This is a genomic window from Rheinheimera sp. F8, assembly GCF_001518915.1.
The window spans coordinates 3,769,532-3,789,810 of the sequence record NZ_CP013656.1 but is presented as its reverse complement, the minus strand read 5'-3'; the positions used below and the strand labels follow the sequence as shown (position 1 = coordinate 3,789,810).

The 20,279-nt window shown below is 53.6% G+C and carries 17 protein-coding genes; 11 read left to right on the top strand and 6 right to left on the bottom strand.

Features of this window, described 5'->3' with window-relative positions:
• The first annotated feature begins 2 nt into the window (after window positions 1-2).
• From ATY27_RS16875 to der, 8 genes are all read left to right on the top strand, one after another.
• Entirely contained in the window at window positions 3-1,130 is a 1,128-nt protein-coding gene (locus ATY27_RS16875; RefSeq protein ID WP_208931761.1) for a bifunctional tRNA (adenosine(37)-C2)-methyltransferase TrmG/ribosomal RNA large subunit methyltransferase RlmN, read from the top strand.
• A gap of 24 nt (window positions 1,131-1,154) precedes the next feature.
• Window positions 1,155-2,579: a type IV pilus biogenesis/stability protein PilW gene (gene pilW / locus ATY27_RS16870; RefSeq protein WP_208931760.1), complete on the top strand. Its 1,425-nt coding sequence runs from the start codon at window positions 1,155-1,157 to the stop codon at window positions 2,577-2,579.
• Window positions 2,576-3,628: a RodZ domain-containing protein gene (locus ATY27_RS16865; protein WP_208931759.1), complete on the top strand. Its 1,053-nt coding sequence runs from the start codon at window positions 2,576-2,578 to the stop codon at window positions 3,626-3,628. The genes pilW and ATY27_RS16865 overlap by 4 nt, the downstream gene beginning before the upstream one ends.
• Before the next feature lies 1 nt (window position 3,629).
• On the top strand, window positions 3,630-4,742 hold the full coding sequence (ispG, locus tag ATY27_RS16860) for a flavodoxin-dependent (E)-4-hydroxy-3-methylbut-2-enyl-diphosphate synthase (RefSeq protein WP_208931758.1): 1,113 nt from the start codon (window positions 3,630-3,632) through the stop codon (window positions 4,740-4,742).
• Between the two features lie 23 nt (window positions 4,743-4,765).
• Window positions 4,766-6,037, top strand: a complete 1,272-nt coding sequence (gene hisS, locus ATY27_RS16855; protein WP_208931757.1) for a histidine--tRNA ligase — start codon at window positions 4,766-4,768, stop codon at window positions 6,035-6,037.
• 11 nt (window positions 6,038-6,048) lie between these two features.
• A complete protein-coding gene (locus ATY27_RS16850) occupies window positions 6,049-6,687 on the top strand; it encodes a tetratricopeptide repeat protein (RefSeq protein ID WP_208931756.1) in 639 nt (212 codons plus the stop codon).
• Between the two features lie 9 nt (window positions 6,688-6,696).
• On the top strand, window positions 6,697-7,896 hold the full coding sequence (gene bamB / locus ATY27_RS16845) for an outer membrane protein assembly factor BamB (protein ID WP_244151351.1): 1,200 nt from the start codon (window positions 6,697-6,699) through the stop codon (window positions 7,894-7,896).
• 267 nt (window positions 7,897-8,163) lie between these two features.
• Window positions 8,164-9,645, top strand: a complete 1,482-nt coding sequence (gene der, locus ATY27_RS16840; RefSeq protein WP_208931755.1) for a ribosome biogenesis GTPase Der — start codon at window positions 8,164-8,166, stop codon at window positions 9,643-9,645.
• Between the two features lie 74 nt (window positions 9,646-9,719).
• Here der and ATY27_RS16835 read toward each other — a convergent pair whose 3' ends face one another.
• The 5 genes from ATY27_RS16835 to ATY27_RS16815 all read right to left on the bottom strand — a co-directional run bounded on the left by ATY27_RS16835 (window position 9,720) and on the right by ATY27_RS16815 (window position 15,074).
• Window positions 9,720-11,018 (bottom strand): ATP-binding protein, encoded by a 1,299-nt coding sequence (locus ATY27_RS16835; RefSeq protein WP_208931754.1) that lies wholly within the window; start codon window positions 11,016-11,018, stop codon window positions 9,720-9,722.
• Window positions 11,018-11,722, bottom strand: coding sequence for a response regulator transcription factor (locus ATY27_RS16830; protein WP_208931753.1), 705 nt, complete (start codon window positions 11,720-11,722; stop codon window positions 11,018-11,020). The genes ATY27_RS16835 and ATY27_RS16830 overlap by 1 nt, the downstream gene beginning before the upstream one ends.
• A 1-nt stretch (window position 11,723) precedes the next feature.
• On the bottom strand, window positions 11,724-12,119 hold the full coding sequence (locus tag ATY27_RS16825) for a DUF3019 domain-containing protein (RefSeq protein ID WP_208931752.1): 396 nt from the start codon (window positions 12,117-12,119) through the stop codon (window positions 11,724-11,726).
• Entirely contained in the window at window positions 12,109-12,918 is an 810-nt protein-coding gene (locus ATY27_RS16820) for a MipA/OmpV family protein (protein WP_208931751.1), read from the bottom strand. The genes ATY27_RS16825 and ATY27_RS16820 overlap by 11 nt, the downstream gene beginning before the upstream one ends.
• 104 nt (window positions 12,919-13,022) lie before the next feature.
• Complete coding sequence (locus tag ATY27_RS16815) at window positions 13,023-15,074, bottom strand: TonB-dependent receptor plug domain-containing protein (protein ID WP_208931750.1); 2,052 nt, start codon at window positions 15,072-15,074, stop codon at window positions 13,023-13,025.
• Between the two features lie 112 nt (window positions 15,075-15,186).
• Here ATY27_RS16815 and ATY27_RS16810 point away from each other — a divergent pair, with 112 nt between their 5' ends.
• Window positions 15,187-15,639: a hypothetical protein gene (locus ATY27_RS16810; RefSeq protein WP_208931749.1), complete on the top strand. Its 453-nt coding sequence runs from the start codon at window positions 15,187-15,189 to the stop codon at window positions 15,637-15,639.
• Here the strand turns inward: ATY27_RS16810 and xseA are convergent.
• On the bottom strand, window positions 15,636-16,988 hold the full coding sequence (xseA, locus tag ATY27_RS16805; RefSeq protein WP_208931748.1) for an exodeoxyribonuclease VII large subunit: 1,353 nt from the start codon (window positions 16,986-16,988) through the stop codon (window positions 15,636-15,638). The genes ATY27_RS16810 and xseA overlap by 4 nt on opposite strands.
• Window positions 16,989-17,133: 145 nt before the next feature.
• On the opposite strand from xseA, the gene guaB reads away from it, so the two are divergent.
• On the top strand, window positions 17,134-18,603 hold the full coding sequence (guaB, locus tag ATY27_RS16800; protein WP_208931747.1) for an IMP dehydrogenase: 1,470 nt from the start codon (window positions 17,134-17,136) through the stop codon (window positions 18,601-18,603).
• 86 nt (window positions 18,604-18,689) lie between these two features.
• Window positions 18,690-20,267 carry a glutamine-hydrolyzing GMP synthase gene (guaA, locus tag ATY27_RS16795; protein WP_208931746.1) on the top strand — a complete coding sequence of 526 codons (1,578 nt, stop codon included), beginning with the start codon at window positions 18,690-18,692 and terminating at the stop codon, window positions 20,265-20,267.
• The last annotated feature ends 12 nt before the right edge of the window (window positions 20,268-20,279 follow it).

Below are 20,279 nucleotides of genomic sequence, written 5' to 3'. Positions count from 1 at the left end.
TCATGACCACCAGCCCTGAACAGAAAATCAACTTACTTGATCTGACCCGTGAGCAGATGAAAGAATTTTTGGTGTCGCTTGGCGAAAAAGCCTTCCGGGCTGATCAGCTGATGAAATGGATTTATCACTTCTGCGTCGATGATTTCGATAAAATGACTAATATCAACAAAGTGTTGCGCGAAAAACTGAAACGCCATGCTGTCATTGACGCACCTGTGGTGGTGACCCGGCAGGACAGTGCGGATGGCACTATCAAATTTGTGATGGGGCTCAAAGGCGGCCAGGAAGTCGAAACAGTCTGGATCCCGGAAAAAGACCGCCGTACTTTATGCGTGTCCTCACAGGTTGGTTGTGCGCTGGATTGCACTTTTTGTTCGACAGCCCAACAAGGTTTTAACCGCAATCTGACAGTATCGGAAATCATTGGTCAGGTCTGGCGGGTCGGTCAAATCATCGGCAGTTATGGTGATACCGGTGAAAAACCGGTTACCAACGTCGTGATGATGGGCATGGGCGAGCCTTTGCTTAACCTCAATAACGTCGTGCCGGCGATGGAACTGATGATGGAAGACTATGGTTTTGGCCTGTCCAAGCGCCGTGTCACATTATCTACATCCGGCGTAGTACCGGCGCTGGATCTGCTCAAAGGCAAAATCGATGTGGCGTTAGCCATTTCCCTGCACGCGCCAAATAATGCCCTGCGCGATGTATTAGTGCCGGTGAATAAAAAATACCCGATGGAAGAATTCCTCGCGGCAGCTAAACGTTATGTCGCCGATTCCCGCGCCAATGATAAAGTGACCGTGGAATATGTCATGTTGGAAGGGGTCAACGACAGTACCGATCAAGCGCATGAGCTGGCCGAAGCACTGAAAAATACCCCATCGAAGATCAATTTGATCCCATTTAACCCTTATCCGGGGTCGCCATATAAAAGATCAAGCAATTCACGTATCGATCGTTTTAATAAAGTTCTGCAGGAATATGGCTTTACTGTCATAGTGCGCAAGACCCGCGGTGATGATATTGATGCCGCCTGCGGTCAGCTGGTCGGTGATGTGATCGACCGCACCAAACGTCTGGTAAAAAAACAGATGAAAGGTGAGGAAATTTCAGTAAAAATGGTCTGAAAAGACAAGGACAGGCAATCAGTTATGCGTTTGAGTTGGCTTGCTGGCGTTGGGCTTTGCAGTGCGCTGCTAATCGGTTGCGTATCCGAGTCGACTATTGTCGACAGTAAGCGGCAGGGTGAACGTCAGACGGATAACAAACAGATCGCGCGGACCCGCCTGTCGCTGGGGCTGAATTATCTGCAACGCGGTGAAACGTCACAGGCCAGGTTTAATCTGGAAAAAGCCCGCGAACTGGCGCCGGATCTGCCGGAAGTTTCCAACGCCATGGCCTATTACTATCAACAGGTTGGCGAGCTGGATCAGGCTGAAAACGCCTACCGCGATGCCCTGCGCAAAGACAATGATAACGCCGATACCTACAATAACTTCGGTGCTTTTCTGTGCCAAATCAATAAATTCGACGAAGCTGAACAATTGCTGCAGGCTGCGGTGAAACGCCCGGGTTACATTCGGGTGGCCGAGAGCTACGAAAATTTGGCTTTTTGTGCCTTAGGCCGCAAAGATTTTGACAAATATCAACAACATCTGGAACAAGCACTGCGCCATAACGGTGTGAAACATTCCATCGTATATAACCTGTCGGTACTGAATTACGCCAAAGGTGACATGGAAAAAGCCCGGATCTGGCAAAAGCGTCTGCAAGAATTGGGGCAAGTGTCACCCCAAGCGATTTTATTACGCTACATGATCGCCTATCAGCTCGATGACAAAACCGAGCAGCAAACCGCAGAAAAATTTATGTTGTCGGTCTATCCGACCAGTCCGGAAACCGCCTGGATGCTGTCAGCGGATTTCAGCGCTTCTGAACCAGAAAAATTGCGACAGCAATATAAAGCCAGTCTGCTTGGTGTCGATCCGTCAGTATTGGCAGCAACCCCTAACAGCAACCCGAAAATCAAAATCGTTAAACGCAAAACCGGGATTGAACCTGAATCGCAGGCTTATGGCTTAACCACAGATCGCAGTCTGCCACGGATGGAAACAACCGCCATAGAAAACCCTGCTACGCCACAGGCTTTGCCAACTCCGGCTGATGAGTCCGCTGTTACTACAACAACGCCTGGCAGCAGCGAGTCGTCTGCAGATCCCCTGAAAACCGTGACCGCCAAACCTTCCCCTTCGCAGCCAGGCACTCATAAGGTGCTATATGGCGAAACCTTGTTTCGCATCGCCAGCAAATACCGACTGAGTGTGTCGGAATTACAGCGGCTGAATCAGCTGACAGATCCCGCCGCTCTGAGAGCAGGGCAGGTGCTGAAGTTGTCTGAAGCGTCTGCGTTGCCGCGGGAGTATCAGGTGCAGGACGGCGATACGCTGTTCAGCATCGCATATAAATTTAATCTGGCACTGGCGCAACTGGCAGCCTGGAATCAGCTGGCGACTGACACCGCACTCAGTCAAGGTCAGACGATTCTGTTGCATGATCCGGCGGAGCCAGCGCTATGACGATGTCGGTAGCCACCTCCGGGCCTGGTGCCCTGCTGAAACAGCGGCGCGAAACGCTCGGCATGAGTCTTGAGCAGGCCGCCGCGCAACTGAATCTGAAAGCCGCCGTCATCGATCAGCTTGAATCGCAGCAATGGGACGTCCGCGTGGCGCCGACTTTTATTCGTGGCTATTTGCGCCATTATGCCCGTTTGCTCAAACTTGATGAGACCGACGTTCTGGCACAATTTGATCAGCTGCTGAGCGCGATGCCGCAACCGACACCAATGCACAGCTTTTCGAAAAAGACCAGCCGGGACGCCGCAGAAAGCCGTTTTATGCTGGCAACGTATTTTTTACTGGTATTGCTGATTGGTTTGTTTCTGGTTTGGTTCTGGCAAACGCACATGTTAAATGACCAGCCGGTTTCGATGCTGCCGGAGCTGGAAACGGCGACCTCGCCTGCAGTGAAAACGCCGGCAGAAGCGACGACTCCGGTATTGACAGTAGTTGCAGAACCCAGCGCTGACCCTGCCAGTGTTACAGCCGGTGGACCTGAAATAGTTCCGGAAGTGGCGGCAGACCGTGCAACTACTGGGACAGAATCTGCGGTTGCCGTCACTGTGCCGGCCGCAGAAAATAACACTGAAGTGACTGCGGTAGCGCCTGCCGAAACCGTCGTTACCAGCACCGACACAGCACAGACGCCTGAATCAAATGCTGCCACTGACACAGCACAGACGCCTGTGTCAGATGCTGCTACAGCGATTGCGGCCACAACATCAGCTCCGGCAACAACAGACGCCACATCACCGGGTGCCGCCGAGTTACAACTGCAATTGCAGTTTAGTGCACAGTGCTGGGTGTCGGTGTTTGACGCCAACGGCAAACGGCTGGCGTATAACATGCAAAACAGTGGTCAGACGCTGACGTTAACCGGCATCGGACCATTGAAGGTCACGCTGGGCGATCCCGCGGCAGTGACCGCCAGTCTTGCTGGCAAACCCATTGATTTATCAGGCTATAAGCAAGGTCAGGTCGCGCGCCTGACATTAACCGGGTCCGAATAAGATGTACGCTGAAAATCCAATTATCCGTCGTGTTTCCAAACAAATTCGTGTTGGTTCTGTACTGATCGGCGGCGATGCGCCGATTGCGGTGCAGTCGATGACCAACACCAGAACTACTGATGTTGACGCCACAGTGGCGCAAATTCGTGCTATTGCAGCGGCCGGAGCTGATTTAGTCCGGGTGTCAGTACCAACGATGGACGCCGCTGAAGCGTTTAAGCTGATTAAACAACAATCGCCGATCCCGCTGGTCGCTGATATTCATTTTGACTACCGCATTGCGTTGCAAGTTGCTGAATACGGTGCGGATTGTTTGCGGATTAACCCGGGCAATATCGGTCGGGAAGATCGGATCCGCGCTGTGGTGGATGCCGCCCGGTTTCACAATATTCCAATCCGCATCGGCGTCAACGGCGGTTCACTGGAAGCGGACATTCAGGAAAAATATGGCGAGCCCAATCCGGCCGCGTTAGTTGAATCGGCAATGCGCCATGTCGACATTCTGGATCGACTGAACTTTGATCAGTTTAAGGTCAGCGTCAAAGCATCGGACGTGTTTCTGGCCGTCGGCGCTTATCGTTTATTGGCGAAACAAATTGAGCAGCCATTGCATTTAGGTATCACCGAAGCCGGTGGCGCCCGGGCCGGAGCGGTAAAATCTGCCATTGGTCTTGGCATGTTGCTGGCTGAGGGCATCGGTGACACGCTGCGTATTTCCTTAGCGGCCGATCCGGTGGAAGAAGTCAAAGTGGGTTTTGATATCCTGAAGTCACTGCGCATTCGTTCCCGTGGTATCAACTTCATTGCCTGCCCAAGTTGTTCGCGGCAGGAATTTGATGTGATCAAGACGATGAACGAGCTGGAACAACGGCTGGAAGATGTGGTCGACCCATTGACCGTATCTGTGATAGGGTGCGTGGTCAATGGGCCTGGTGAGGCACTGATCTCTGATCTGGGCGTGGCCGGCGCCAGCAAAAAAAGCGGTTTTTATCTCAAAGGCGAGCGGCAAAAACTGCGCATCGACAATGAATCTGTCGCCGAACAGCTGGAGCAGCAGGTCCGTATGTACCTGGCCGCACAACAGCAGCTGATCGATGTGAAAAACGTAGAATAAATTTAAGCTATTCAGGTATTTAAGTGTCTAAAGAAATTCAAGCTATCCGCGGAATGAACGATTGTCTGCCGCAGGATACCCCGGTGTGGCAATACGTTGAGCAGATGATCCGGCAGACCGTCAACAGTTACGGTTACGATGAGATCCGTTTTCCGATCGTCGAAATGACTGAGCTGTTTAAGCGCTCGATTGGTGAAGTCACTGACATCGTTGAAAAAGAGATGTACACCTTTGCCGATCGCAACGGCGACAGTCTGACCCTGCGGCCAGAAGGCACGGCTTGCTGTGTGCGCGCCGGGATCCAGAATGGGTTGTTATATAATCAGGAACAACGGCTGTGGTATATGGGCCCGATGTTCCGTCATGAACGGCCGCAAAAGGGCCGCTACCGCCAGTTCCACCAGTTTGGTCTGGAAGTGTTTGGCATGCAGGGCCCGGATATTGATGCTGAGGTTATTCTGCTGTCGGCACGGCTGTGGCAGCAACTGGGCCTGACACCTTATGTGCGGCTGGAGCTGAACTCGCTCGGTTCGAATGAAGCCCGCGCGGCGTATCGCGACAAACTGGTGGCCTATCTGGAGCAGCATAAAGAGCTGCTGGATGAAGACAGCCAACGCCGTTTGTACAGCAACCCGCTGCGCGTGCTCGACAGTAAAAATCCGGCGATGGCCGACATGCTGGCCGGTGCACCACAACTGCTCGATCACTTAGATGAAGATTCAAAACTGCATTTTGCCGGGCTGCAGGCACGTCTGCAGGCGGCTGGGATTGAGTTCACCATCAATCCGCGGTTAGTGCGCGGCCTGGATTATTACAACAAAACCGTGTTTGAGTGGGTGACCACCAATCTGGGCTCACAAGGTACTGTCTGTGCCGGTGGCCGTTACGATGGTCTGGTCGAACAGCTGGGCGGTAAAGCCACGCCGGCAGTGGGTTTTGGCCTGGGGCTGGAACGACTGGTGCTGCTACTGCAAAGCCTGCCGTTATTACCACAAGTCAGCAATGCAGCAGATTTTTATCTGATGCCACTCGGTGACGCTGCGGAACTTGCTGCAGTCTCTGTTGCCGAACAGCTGCGTTTGGCCCTGCCGGGTAAACGGATCATGTTGCACTGTGGTGGTGGCAATCTGAAGAAACAATTAAAACGTGCGGATAAATCTGGTGCTGCGATCGGTCTGTTGCTTGGCGACAGCGAACTGGCAGCCGGGCAGGTCACTGTCAAATGGTTACGCGCCGATCAACCACAACAAACTGTCCTTATTGCAGATCTGGCCGCAGTACTGGCCCAGGTTTAACGGAGTCCCTGATGGAAATTTACAACACCGAAGAACAACAAGTCGAAGCGATTAAACGCTTTTTCCGCGAACATGGCCTGTCGATGGTGGCCGGTATTGTCATTGGCCTGGGTGGCTTATATGGCTTCCGCTTTTATCAGGCTAAGCAATTAGAAGCACAGCAGGCACAATCTGCAGCCTATGCCGTGCTGGTGGATAAAGCCGCGGCTGAAGGTGCGGATAAAAAAGCCTGGCTGGTCGATGCACAGAAATTCATTGCCGATCACAAAGATTCTAACTACAGCCACCTGGCAGCCCTGATGGCGGCCAAAGAAGCGGTCGTATTAAAAGATTATGCTGCGGCCGAACTGCAGTTGTCTGCTGTTGTGGCATCAAGCAAAGTGCCGGAAGTCGTTGCCGTCGCGCAATTACGACTGGCGCGCGTCCAGGCAGAACAAGCCAAATATAAAGAAGCATTAGCCACGCTCGGTGCAACCATGCCGGCGGCTTTTGCTGCACAGCAAAACGAACTGAAAGGTGATGTGTTGCTGAAGTCCGGTGATGAAACTGCTGCACTGTCTGCATACAAAGCGGCACAAGCCGTGACTGAAGTCGGCAAAAATCCGTTATTAGATGTCAAATTGAACGAACTGGCCCACGTTGCCGGCTAAGAGGTTGCTGTGAAGTTATCTGTGCGCACCATGCTGGTGCCGGCGCTGCTGGCCTTTGTGCTGGTTGGTTGCTCGTCAAAAGATGAAGAAGAACTGGTTTTACCGGAGATCGACAATAAAGTAGCGCCAGACTATGTCTGGAGCAGCTCGGTTGGCGACGGTATCGAACATTACGATTCTAAAATCAAGCCTGCGGTATTGGGTGACAAAGTGTTTGTCGCCAGTCGTTCCGGCGAAATTGTCGCGTTTAATCTGCAAAATGGCGACAAGTTGTGGAGCTACGATTTACGTAATGGCGACGATGCACCGCTGTTTGGTGGCGTCAGTCACTGGTGGAATAACCGCAACGCCAAACTGGCTGGCGGTGTCGCGGTTGGCTTTGACAAAGTGCTGGTCGGCACCGAAGACGGTGATGTGCTGGCGCTGAACCCGGAAACCGGTGAAAAAGTCTGGCATGTTAAAGTCAAAGGTGAAGTGCTAGCGGCCCCTGTGGCCGGTGAAGGCCTGATCCTGGTGAATACCGGTGGTGGCCGCATTTTTGCGCTGCAACCGGATACCGGTGAGCAACGTTGGATGCATGAAACTGAAAACGCCTTGCTGACGCTGCGTGGTATTTCCTCGGTTGCCACTGCTGCCGGCGGTGTGGTTTATGGCACCGGTAACGGTAAAGTCGGTGTGTTGATCTCCGAGCAAGGTGCGCCGGCCTGGGAAGAAGCCGTTGCGGTGGCTAAAGGCTCAACCGACCTGGCGCGGATTATTGACGTGGATGCGACACCGATAGTGCAAAATGGTACAATCTACGCCATTGCCTATAACGGTCAGCTCGTTGCGATGGAATTGCGCAGTGGCCGGGTGCTGTGGAAACGCGATTACGCCAGTTTCCGCGATATGCAGATTGTTGACAATATCATTTATCTGGTTGATTCAACGGGTAAATTGTATGCAGTCGATACCCGTAATGGCCTGGAGATCTGGTCGCAGCAAACCTTGCACAAGCATTTTGTCACAGGTCCGGCGGTGTATAAGAATTATCTGGTCGTCGGTGATAACGAGGGCAATCTGCACTGGTTCAGCCGCGACAAAGGCGAATATCTGGCGCGGCACGAGTTTGACAGTTCAGGTTTTTATGCCGAAGCTGTCAGCACATCGGATTATTTAATCCTGCAGACACGTAACGGCGAAATCGACGTATTGCGTACTGCTGACTAAAGGCTGCCCAGCGAGTTTCTCCAAAGCAGGCCTGTTCGCAGGCCTGTTTTTTTTATGTACAGGATGTACGGTATGCCGAAAATGCAGGAGCAATTTTTCGGCGATGTACAGGGTGTACAGAAAAGACGGTCCGTTGTTCTTGCAACAGCCGTCATCGGCGGGCTCAGCAGGAGCTTGTCACAAATAAAGTCCATCGTCAGTGCTGACGATGATTTGATTGCAGAAGCTGACTCCAACAGGTGCGTGTCAGCTCAGTTGAGGTGAAACATGTTACCGGTAGTTGCTCTGGTTGGCCGTCCCAATGTCGGAAAATCCACGTTATTTAACCGTCTGACCCGCACGCGCGATGCGCTGGTCGCCGATTTTCCTGGCCTGACCCGCGACCGCAAATATGGCTCTGTCGATTATGAAGGCCTGGAATTTATCGTAGTGGATACCGGCGGTATTGACGGCAGCGAAGAAGGCATTGAGCTGGAAATGGCCGAACAGTCATTAAAAGCTATCGATGAAGCCGACGTCGTGCTGTTTCTGGTTGATGCCCGTGCTGGCGCAACCGTTGCCGATGAAGCCATCGCCAATCACATCCGTCGCGTCAACAAAACTGTGTTTCTGGTCGCCAATAAAACTGATGGCCTGGATGCTGACACAGCGATTGCTGATTTCTACAGTTTAGGTATCGGCGAAGTTTACCCGATCGCCGCGGCGCATGGCCGCGGCGTCACATCATTATTACAGCAGGCATTAGTGCCGCTGCTGACTGAACAGCAGGCGCAGCGTCTGGCGGCTTTTGAGGCCGGTGAAGATCTGAAAGCTATTGATCCGGAAGATGATCAGGAACAACGCGACAAACATATCAAACTCGCGATTATCGGCCGCCCGAACGTCGGCAAATCGACGCTGACTAACCGGATCCTCGGTGAAGAACGGGTCATCGTTTACGACATGCCGGGCACCACCCGTGATGCGATTTATATCCCGATGCAACGTGGTGATCGTGAGTACACGCTGATCGATACCGCCGGTGTACGCCGTCGCGGCCGTATCGATGATGTGGTGGAAAAATTCTCGGTGATCAAGACGTTACAGGCAATTGAAGATGCCAACGTCGTGATCCTGGTGTTAGATGCACGCTTAGGTATTTCCGAGCAGGATTTAAGTATTCTCGGTTTTGTACTCAATGCCGGCCGCTCGATGGTCATTGCGGTGAACAAGTGGGACGGTCTGGATGACGGCGTCAAAGATGAAGTGAAACGTGAGCTGGATCGCCGGCTTGGTTTTATCGACTTCGCCCGTCTGCATTTTATTTCAGCGCTGCACGGCTCTGGTGTTGGCAATCTGTTTGAATCAGTTGAAGAAGCATTTGATTCGGCGACCCGTCGGGTGAATACCGCTTTACTGACCAAAATCATGAATATGGCGCAGGAAGATCACCAGCCGCCATTGGTGAAAGGCCGTCGGGTGAAACTGAAATATGCCCACGCAGGTGGTTATAACCCGCCGCTGATCGTGATCCACGGCACCCAGGTGGAAGATTTACCGGATTCGTATAAACGCTATCTGATGAACTATTTCCGCAAATCACTGCAACTGATGGGCACGCCGGTGCGGGTCGAATTCCGCGGCACTGAAAACCCGTATGCGGAGAAGCGCAATACACTGACGCCAAACCAGCAATACAAACGTGATCGACTGATCAAAGCGAAAGCCAATCTGGCGAACAAGAAAAAAATCGGCCACAACCAGGGCTGAGTCTGGTGCCAAAGCCGCCTACGCATAGTATTGTGGGTGGCGTTGGGGTCAACAATAGAAACACAAAGCCGGCATCAAGCCGGTTTTGTGTTTTGCAGTGGCAGACAAATCAAAAAGCTGGCGCCAGCTGGTGCTGTGGTTTCCAGACTGATCCGGGCCTGATGCCAGTCCAGCACTTTACGCACAATCGCGAGGCCCAAACCGAATTGTGGCGCAATACTCGATTGTGTCTCCAGCCGGACAAAAGGCAAAAAGATCCGCTCTGCATCGGCTGGTGCGATGCCGGCGCCATCATCACTGATGCGGATGCATACCTGCTGGTCTTGTTGCCAGAGCCGCAGTTGTACCTGGCTTTGGGCATGGCGACAGGCATTTTGCAGCAGATTCAGCAGCACCCGGTATAACCAGTGTGGATGGCCACAAACATCGGGCACGTCGGCTGAACAGGTCAATTGCAGCTGCAACTGTCTGGCGGCTGCCAGCGGTTCACAGCTGTGCATGGCTTGCTGGCAAGTCTGCTGCAGGTCGACCAGACTCAGCTGCCAATGCTGATGTTGCCGATCCAGACTGGCATATTCGAGAAAGGCATTGACCATCGCTTCCATCCGATCCAAATCCTGTTCCAGTCGTTGCAGATAATGATCTTTACGCTGTGGATCCGGCTCTTCTAACGCGGCATCCAGTCCGAAACGGAAACAGGCAATCGGCGTGCGCAGGTCATGCGATAAGCTGGAGGCCAATAACTGGTTGTCGGCCAGCAATTGTTCAATCTGCTGTGCCATCTGGTTAAAGCTCTGTTCCAGCGAACTGATATAGGACCAGCGACTGGGTGGCAGCCGCGCCTGTAAATCACCGTCACCGAAACGACCGGCGGTCTGGCTCAGCAACCAGAGTCGGCGTGCCAGCGGCGCCAGCCATAACAACATGATCAGACTGAGCCCGCCGTACAGCGCTAAGGTCAGCCATAAATCGCCCGGCTGATGACCGGCCGCTTGAGGCAGTTGCAGCTGTATCAACCAGCGTGGATGGGTGGGTAATGCTTTGAGATAAGACATGCCGTCAGTACCAGCCAGCGCCAGGCCGCCGGTGGCATGCAGCTGACCTTCCAGTTCTGGTGGCAACGCCAGACTGTCGCGTGGCAACAAATGTAATGCTAATTGCCATTGCTGTTGTTGTGCCGTGATAAAAGCACTGAGCTGTGCCGGTGGCTGCTGGTCGGCCTGCTGGCTGATCGTATCCAGCACTGTGCTATACAACTGTAACTGGTCAGGTGCGGGTTGGCTGTCGTCATTGGCGAGCTGGTCGAGGACAGCACCGAGCATAAACAGTGCACAAATGGCCGACAGCAACAGGCTCAGTGACAGTTTAAACATCAGAGCGTCCAGTGCTCGGTGACAAACAAATAGCCTTGGCCCCACACCGTCTTTATACGTTTGGGTTCTTTGGCATCATCGCCGAGTTTTTTCCGCAGTACCGATACCATCACATCAAAACGCCGGTCCAGTCCGTCGTGTTCACGACCTTTTAACGCCTGAAACACCTGATCGCGGCTGCAGACCTGACCGGCCCGGCTGGCCAGATACCACAATAAGGCAAACTCAGCGCTGGTCAGTAAAATGTCGGTCTCGCCGAGTAAGACCCGGCGCGAACTGGCACAAATCGTCAGGCCGCCAAACACCAGCTGCTGACTGGGGGTCGCATCTGCGCTCTGACGCAGCGCTGCCTGAATGCGCGCCAGCAAGATGCGCGGCCGCACTGGCTTCACCAGATAATCGGTGGCGCCAACACCAAGACCAATCACTTCGTCGACCTCTTCGCCCTGGGCAGTCAGCATCAGCACTGGCACAGTATAGTCGCGGCGGATCTGCCGGCAGACGTCGAGCCCGTTCAGACCGGGCAACATCAGATCTAGCAGGATTAAGTCAACATGCTGGCGTCGCAGCAACGGCAACACAGTATCACCACGCTGTTCCAGCAATACCTGATAACCTTTTTGCTGTAAAAACTCCTGCACCCAGCTGGCGAGCGACAGGTCATCTTCGACCAGCAAAATGGTGCCATAGGCGGCGTTTGTCATGTCAGAATAATCTCCAATGGCGTTTTACCCGTGGGTTCTTTTGCACCCAATTGACGCTGATGGTGGCCTGCGCCTGGATGCCGTCCGGGCTGACCAGCTGCAACTGCTGGCTGTCATATTCGGCAAATTCATAGCGCCAGTGGCCTTCCCGACCGGTTGGCCAACAGTATAATTTTTGTGTGCCAGCCTGCAGGCACAAGTCCTGCGGTGTGGCGCTCTGCCAATGTACATGGACGGTTGCGTAACAGAGCCGGCCTTGTTGCAACGCCACGCACGTGGCTGGCGTTAATGCCAGTTTGGTGCCGCCGGTTGGGTCAGCAGCGGCCAGCGGGCTACTCAGCAAAGCGCAGCACAGCACGGTGAACAGAGTAGGGCGATACCGTTGGTCAGAACACATAACGGAATTTCACCAGACTGCGGAACTCGGTGTCCCGGCTGACCAACGGGCTGTTTGTATAAGCACTGCTAAAGCCATTCACGGCAAGGCCAAGTTCCAGCAACCAGTCGGTGCTGAGCGGATACAAAGCGCTGACTCCCAGATGCAACTGCTGACCGGCGCCGGCGTTGTATGTGGGTCGTCCACTCTGGCTTTCAGCGGCACTGACACCGTAATAATAATTCACCAGCCTGGCCGCAGAAAACGACACGCCGACGTTGTAATATAAATCCCAGTTCCGCAGCGGCTGGCGATAGCTGTACAGCAAGCGTAGTTGCTGACTGTAATGCGACTCAATGTCCTGACCAATTTCTACTGCAACATAATGTTGTTGCCAGAAGCGCTGATAGCGCAGGCCGAGCAGAAAATCGGAATCACGCAGTTGCAACCCATCCAGTTCAGGTAGATGCGCCCGGCCAGAGCCCGTGTACAGATAAGGTCCGATGGCGTCATGATAATTGGTGCCAATCAGCGACAGGGTACTGTCTTCCTGTTGCTGCAAATAATAACCCAGCAGGCCACTGCCATAACGCAGTACATTACGCCGGTCATCAGATTCGATAAAAAAGTTATGGTATTGCACATCGGCGGACAAGTTCAGCAGCAGTTTTTCATTCACTGTCCGGTCCAGCGGGCCGACCAGCGCGCGCTGGAAACCGGTGCCTACCGCCAGGTAACCGGTAAACTCCAGTTCATCCCAGCTGGCGTGACAGCGGGTACTGCTCAACATCAGAAAAAAAAGGCACCACCACGGTCGCATGCTTTGCTCCACATAAAAACGGCCCCATGATAACTGTTGGAGCCGCAAATGGAATGTTTAAAAAGTGTAAGCAGGTGTCGCACCGTCAGGAATGAGTGCAGCCGTCAGAACTGCACTTTGATCCCCACCGACGGGAACATGCCGAGATTTTCTTCCGCCTCAATGTGATACTCAGGCGTTTCGCCGGCTTTGCCTTTTTGCAGGAAGTACCCTGACACATTTTTGCGGTTTAACACATTCAGAATAGCGTAGGTGTAAGTGACTGGCAGGCCAAATAACGTGCCTTGTTGTTCAGCCTGTAAATCCAGCCGGTGATACACAGGCAAGGTCGCCGAATTCAGCTCGCCATACACTGCCACGCGGTAACCCGGGTAATAAGGGTTGGGTTTGTCGCCAATGATCGGCGTATATTTAGCTCCGGAGCGTACCGTCAGGCGGGCGCTGAAATCCCAGTTCTCATTGTACGGATAAGCCACGACCATATTCGCCACCAGCGGCGTGTCCAGATAATACTCCGACGTCAGGTTTTTGCGCAGGTCAGTACGCTCGGCTTTCGACCAGCTCAGCGACGCCCAGCCATACCAGTCGCCGGGACTACGTTGTTTTTTCAGCAGTAATTCTGCGCCATAGGCCTGCCCCTCACTGTCGTTACTGTAATGCAGGGCCTGATCGGCGTCTTTGTCAGTCAGACCCAGTGGCAGCTTTTGCAGTTTTTTCAAATAAAGTTCAGTACTGAAATTCCAGTTGTCGGCAAATTGCCAGTCCTGCCCCAGCACATAATGGGTCGCCGTTGGTTGTTTTAACTGGCGGTTACCCAGCAGCGGCAGACTTTTTTCTAAATCGGCCAGCCGGCTGTAGCGCCCGGCCCGGATAAACCAGCGCTGCTGTGGTGTCAGCTGCAGACTCAATTCAGCGCGCGGTTGTAAAAAGCTTTCATCGGTATAGTCCTGCTGGTCGTAACGCAGGCCGACTGACGAGCTCAGATATTGATTCCAGATCCAATGATGCTGCAGAAAGGCGCTGTCGGTGTTGTATCGCAGCTGGTCTTTGGCCTTGATCCGATCGCCACGCTGGGCAAAGCAATCGGCCTGATGGTCGGTACAAAAATACGGGATCACGTCGAAGCGGTAGTCTGCATCGCGCTGACTGCGCTCAACACCGGCTTCCAGTCGCTGGGCGTTGCTCATCTGCCAGCGCGACTGTAACTGCAAATACTGCCGGTCATCTTCATAACTGACAAACTGGTCACCGCCATATTGATTGTCTTCGCTGTTGCTGCTGTGCTGATAACGCAGCTGCAACTGATGGCCGGCCGGATGCTGATACTGGTAACTCAGCTGCTGGTTGGCAAAAGCGCTGTCGATACGTACATCACCCACCGATTCCGGATCGGTGCGGCCTTGTTCTGATGCCTGACTGATGTTGGCCCGCGCACTGTCGCTGGCGCCGGTCAGTGTCATCGTGAGTTTTTGCTCCGGAGACAGCTGAAACAAATAACGCGCCTGATAGTCGTTACTTTTTGGCGGCTGGTAGATTTTCACGCCATCGTCCAGTTCATCGCCGGATTTGATAAAAAACTGGACTGTACTCTGTCTGGCCGCCAGATAAAACGCCTGATCATCAGTCACTGCACCTTCGACCAGTGCACTCATCTGCAGCAAACTCAGTTCGGCTTCACCGCCAATGGCCTGTTGTTTCGGGTCGCGTAGGGTCGCCGAAAATACGCCGCCGGTGGCATTACCGTATTGCGCGCCGAAACCACCGCTGTCGAGGTGGAAATCATGCAACAGGGCTTCATTAAACACGCTGTTGCCGAACATGTGGAACAAATAACCGGCCGGCAAACCATCGATTAAAAACGCATTGTCGTCGGGGCTTGACCCCCGTACCGCCGGCATGCCACCAAAATCGCCACCGGCGTACACTACGCCTGGCAAGCTGAATACTGCCGCCAGCGGGTCATTCATAATGCCAGCCACTTTCAACAGCTGCTCAGTCTCGTCATTGGTCTGACTGGCATCGGGCAGGGCGCTGCCATTGACCTGAATGCGTTCAATGGCTGACGCCGGGTCCGGTTTAGCGGTTTCAGCAGCACTCAGCAGTAAAGGGCTACAAAGCCCCAGACACAGAGTAAGTCGGGAGAAGGCAAATCGCATGATACACTCGCTTGATAAAGAAATAGATGGCGGGCAGTTTGCCAAAGCGTGGCGCGGATAACTGTCGGCCAATTGCTGTGCATCTGTAAGAAAGTGTCAGGGAGTTGCAGAGATGTCAGACAAATTTCAGCAAGCGCTGGCGCTGCTTGCACCGTTGGCGCCGGTGCCGGATTGGAGTATCGGTGGCAGTTTGTTATTGGTTGAACGCCAGTTGCAGGAAGACTTTCGCGATATCGATTTAGTTTGCAGCGAAGCCATTGCACCTGCTTTGGCGGCGCGTCTGCAGCAGTTCAGCACTGAGTTGCCGGTGGCGGCGCATCCGCAATATTGCAGCCGGTTTTTCCGCCGCTATCAGCATGATTCTGGTCTGGTGATTGAACTGATGGCCGGTATTCAGGTCCGGCAGCACGACAGATTGGCGCAATGGCCATTTGAACCAAGCCGCTGTGAACAACGTCATGGGGTCAGCTGGATGGCACTTACCGACTGGCTGGAGTTATATCAGTTGTTTAATCGGCCGGCAAAAGTCGCCTTGATCCGCACAGCGCTGGCGTCAGCCAACTAATTTGCTTGGATCTGTTTTACTTCAGTGACGACATGACCGTCGGCAAATCGTACCGTCAGCGCGTCGCCACTTTTCAGCTGCTGCACCGATTTCACCAAAGTATTTTCTGCCGTGAAAGTTAAGCTGTACCCGCGATTGAGTGTGGCCAGCGGGCTGACCTGATGCAATAAAGCGCTGTGTTGTTGCCACTGCTGCGTCAGCGTCTGCAGTTGTTGTTGCATCGCGCGTTGCAGCCGTTCCTGCAGCGCAGTAGCGTGCTGCTGCAACACTGCTGCGCGTGGCGCATGCTGCAATAACCGTTGCTGGTGTTGCTCAAGCTGGCGCTCTTTGCGCTCCAGCTGTTGCTGGCCGGCACGTTGCAGCCGCAGTTGTAACTCATCGAGGCGCTGTTGTTGTTGCTCCAGCCGCCGTTTTGGATGCAGCAGCTGTAATTTGCTGTGTTGCTGTAAAAACCACTGCGCCTGTTGGCCCAGTTGCAGGCGGATCCCACGCTGCAAGCGCTGTTGCAGCTGGATCAGTTGCGTCAGCTGATGTTGTTGATCGGGAGACACCAGTTCGGCTGCGGCCGACGGCGTTGCTGCCCGCACATCTGCGACAAAATCCGCGATAGTAAAATCAATTTCATGGCCAACAGCACTGACAATCGGTAACGGACAGTGCGCGATTTGCCGCGCCAGTTGCTCATCATTAAAACAATACAAATCTTCCAGTGAACCGCCGCCACGGCCAATGATCAGCACGTCGACTTCATTGCGCCGGATCGCATGCGCCAGCGCGGCCTGTAAATCCTGCGCGGCCTGAGCGCCTTGTACCAACGCCGGATAAATAATGACTTCCAACGCCGGTGCGCGCCGCGCCAATACTGTCAGGATATCGCGCACTGCGGCGCCGGTCGGCGAGGTGATCACGCCAATCCGCTGCACTTGTGATGGCAGCTGTTTCTTCCGTTCTGGCGCAAATAAGCCTTCAGCGGTCAGCTTGGCTTTGAGCATTTCGTACTGCTGACGCAGCAAGCCATCGCCGGCCGGTTCGATAAAATCGACCAGCAACTGATACTCACCCCTCGGTTCATACACACTGATGCGGGCGCGGATCAGTACTTGCTGACCGTTGCGCGGCACAAAGGCGGCATTGCGGTTCGCCTGCTTAAACATCGCCACTTTGACCTGTGCTGCCGCGTCTTTGAGCGAGAAATACCAATGACCGGAACTGGCGGCAACAAAATTTGAAATCTCACCACAGAGCCAAAGCTGGCGGAATTGCAGCTCTAATGTCAGGCGAACTTCGGCATTTAGCCGCGAAACGGTATAGATCTCCGGGTTTGTGCTGGGATTTTGCGTGTGATTCATGGCAGGCAGGCATAACAAGTGATCTGGCTAAGCTAGCACAAATACAGTCACAAAAACAAAAAATGCGTTGTTTGAAACGCGCTTTGCGGATAAAATTGCGCCGCAACATTCCCCGATTTTTAACCACCACAGCGAGATTGTTGCAATGCTCAGGATAGTCAAAGAAGCCCTTACATTTGACGACGTGTTACTTGTACCGGCGCACTCCACCGTACTACCTCATACCGCAGATCTGCGGACTCAACTGACCAGCAAAATCAGCCTGAATATCCCGATGGTTTCCGCGTCAATGGACACCGTCACTGAAGCTCGCCTCGCCATCGCGCTGGCGCAGGAAGGTGGTTTAGGATTTATCCACAAGAACATGACCATTGAAGAGCAGGCCGCCAACGTTCGTAAAGTGAAAAAATACGAAAGTGGTGTGGTGTCTGATCCGGTGACAGTTCGTGCTGAACAAACCGTGCGTGACGTGCAGCTGCTGTCGCAACAACATGGTTTCTCCGGTTTCCCGGTGGTTGATGCTGAATGCAATCTGCTCGGTATCGTCACCGGCCGCGACTTAAACGTCGAAACCAACCCACAAGCGCCAATTTCTTCAGTCATGACCCCGCGTGAACGCCTGGTTACTGTGCATGAAGACTCACCGCGTCAGAATGCCTTAGCGCTGATGCACAAACACCGCATCGAAAAAGTGCTGGTCGTCGACAACGCCTTTAAACTCAAAGGCCTGATCACAGTGCGTGACTACTACAAAGCCGCCAGCAAACCAAACGCCTGTAAAGACGAATTTGGCCGGTTACGCGTCGGTGCCGCTGTGGGCGTCGGTCCTGGTACCGATGAGCGCATCGCTGCTTTAGTTGAAGCCGGTGTCGATATTCTGTTGATCGACACCTCGCACGGTCACTCACAGGGCGTCATTGACCGGGTCAAACAAACCCGCGCTATGTACCCGGATTTACAAATCGTTGCCGGTAACGTCGCCACCGCTGAAGGCGCGAAAGCGCTGGCCGAAGCCGGTGCCAACGCCGTCAAAGTCGGTATTGGCCCTGGTTCTATCTGTACCACCCGTATTGTCACTGGTTGTGGTGTGCCACAAATCACTGCCATTGCTGATGCCGTGGACGGCGTGAAAGGGCTGGACGTTTGTATCATCGCCGACGGCGGTATCCGCTTCTCCGGTGATGTGTCCAAAGCTTTAGTAGCGGGCGCGCATTGTGTGATGGTCGGTTCTATGTTTGCCGGTACCGAAGAAGCACCGGGCGAAGTAGAACTGTATCAGGGCCGTTATTACAAATCGTATCGTGGTATGGGCTCATTGGGTGCCATGGCACAGCGCAATGGCTCGTCAGATCGTTATTTCCAGGGCAGCAACAGCGCGGAAAAACTGGTACCAGAAGGTATTGAAGGCCGCGTCGCGTACAAAGGCCCGATTGAAAACATCATTCACCAGCAAATGGGCGGCCTGCGCTCATCAATGGGTCTGACCGGTTGTGCCGACATCGGCGAGCTGCGCACCAAGCCAGTGTTTGTCAAAGTGACTGCGGCCGGCATGGGCGAATCGCACGTCCATGACGTGCAGATCACCAAAGAAGCACCAAACTACCGCGTCAGTTAAAAAATTCCAGCGCCGGCCTCAGACCTCCTGACGCCGGCGCTGTATTTTCCGGGCCGGCATGGCCCCGTACCTTAAAAAAGGTTGATATGAGCAAAAATATTCATTTCCATAAAATCCTGATCCTCGATTTCGGTTCGCAATACACTCAACTGATCGCGCGTCGCGTCCGCGAAATTGGTGTTTATTGTGAACTCTGGGCCTGGGACGTCACGGCCGAGCAAATCGCTGAATTTAATCCAACCGGTATTATCCTGTCCGGCGGCCCGGAAAGTGTGACTGAAGCCGGTTCCCCACGTGCACCGCAATATGTATTTGAAGCCAATGTGCCGGTGCTGGGCGTCTGTTACGGCATGCAAACGATGGCGGAGCAGCTGGGCGGTAAAGTTGCCAGTTCTGACAAACGTGAATTTGGTTATGCCCAGGTTGAAGTGGTCAGCCCAAGCGCGTTGTTTAACGGCATCGAAGATCATCTGAACGAACAGGGTCATGGTTTACTCGACGTCTGGATGAGCCATGGCGATAAAGTAGTGACTATTCCGGAAGGTTTTGTCACCACCGCGCTGACGCCAACCTGCCCGCATGCAGCGATGGCGAACGAAACCAAACAATTCTACGGCGTGCAGTTCCACCCGGAAGTAACGCATACCCGCCAGGGTCTGCGCATGCTGGAGCAGTTTGTCGTCGACATCTGTGGCTGTGAAAAGCTGTGGACACCAGCGTCGATCATTGATGACGCCATCGTGAATCTGAAAAAACAAATTGGCGATGATCAGGTGATTTTAGGCCTGTCCGGCGGTGTTGATTCATCGGTTGTGGCGATGTTGCTGCACCGCGCCATCGGTAAAAACCTGACTTGTGTGTTTGTCGATAACGGTTTGCTGCGCTTAAACGAGGGCGCGCAGGTGATGGAAATGTTTGGCGACCACTTTGGCCTGAACATCATCCATGTCAAAGCTGAACAACGCTTCCTCGAAGCACTGCAAGGCGAAGCCGAGCCGGAAGCCAAACGCAAAATCATTGGCCGGGTGTTCGTTGAAGTGTTCGACGAAGAAGCGAAAAAACTGCAAAACGCCAAGTGGCTGGCGCAAGGCACCATTTATCCGGATGTGATTGAATCTGCCGCCTCTAAAACCGGCAAAGCCCATGTGATTAAATCGCACCATAACGTCGGCGGTTTGCCAGCGGATATGAAAATGGGTCTGGTCGAGCCGCTGCGTGAGCTGTTTAAAGACGAAGTGCGCAAAGTCGGTCTGGCGCTCGGTCTGCCATACGACATGCTGTACCGTCACCCGTTCCCGGGACCAGGCCTCGGTGTGCGGGTGCTGGGTGAAGTGAAAAAAGAATATTGCGATATCCTGCGCCGCGCCGATGCGATTTTCATCGAAGAGCTGCGTAACAGCGGTTGGTACGACCAGGTCAGCCAGGCCTTTGTCGTATTCCTGCCGGTGAAATCAGTTGGTGTGATGGGCGATGGCCGTAAATACGATTGGGTCGTGTCGTTACGTGCCGTACAGACGATCGACTTTATGACCGCGCACTGGGCACATCTGCCCTACGAATTGCTGGGTCATGTGTCGAACCGTATCATCAATGAAATCAACGGCATCAGCCGCGTGGTTTATGATGTTTCAGGTAAACCGCCAGCGACGATCGAGTGGGAATAGTTCTTCTCGTTT